This is a genomic window from Blastopirellula marina, assembly GCF_002967715.1.
Lineage (GTDB): Bacteria > Planctomycetota > Planctomycetia > Pirellulales > Pirellulaceae > Bremerella > Bremerella marina_B.
The window spans coordinates 1-733 of sequence record NZ_PUIA01000024.1 but is presented as its reverse complement, the minus strand read 5'-3'; the positions used below and the strand labels follow the sequence as shown (position 1 = coordinate 733).

General features: G+C 58.5%; 1 protein-coding gene. It reads left to right on the top strand.

The annotated features are described in order from the left end of the window. On the top strand, positions 1 to 733 hold a 733-nt coding region (locus tag C5Y96_RS27300), incomplete at both ends, for a hypothetical protein (protein WP_199188657.1).

The following is a 733-nucleotide window of genomic DNA, read 5'->3' as shown; positions in this document are numbered from 1 at the left end:
ATCATCGACAATGACGGCGTGACGCATCTCGTCGACTATTCGTATCTCGGTAGAGGCGGATCTGCGCAGTCCGTGGCCGCTCCCTTCGGCCAAGGCTTCGTCGTCGCCGACTATAGCCAACCGGAAACGAAATGGACCCTGGCCGATTTGGCAGGCGCCAATGACGCCGACACCGGCGACATCTACTCAGGTCTCGATCGCTTTGGACGCGTGAAGGACAACCGCTGGTACGACTATGGTAGTTCCACCGATCTCGACCGTATCAAGTACGGCCATGACCGGGCGTCGAATCGCATCTGGCGGCAAGACGTCGTTGCGAACGCCCTCAGCGAACCGTTCGACGAACTTTACAGCTACGACGGCTCCCACCGCCTCAAGGATATGTTGCGCGGTACGCTCAACGCGAACAAGGATGCGATCACCAGTCAGGCCTTCGCCCAATGCTGGTCGTTGGACGACACCGGCAACTGGAAGAAGTTTTTGGAGGATTCCAACGGCGACACAACCTGGGACCTGAACCAGGCTCGCGCAGTAAATCTGGTGAATGAGATCACCGATATCGCCGAAACCGCCGGAGCATCATGGGCGACGCCGGCCTATGACCGCGCGGGCAACATGACGACGATCCCGCAGCCGAACGTTTTGACCAGTTCGTATGCGGCGTCCTACGACGCTTGGAACCGGTTGGTAAAATTGGTCGACGGCGCGAACACGATTGCGGAATACGTATACG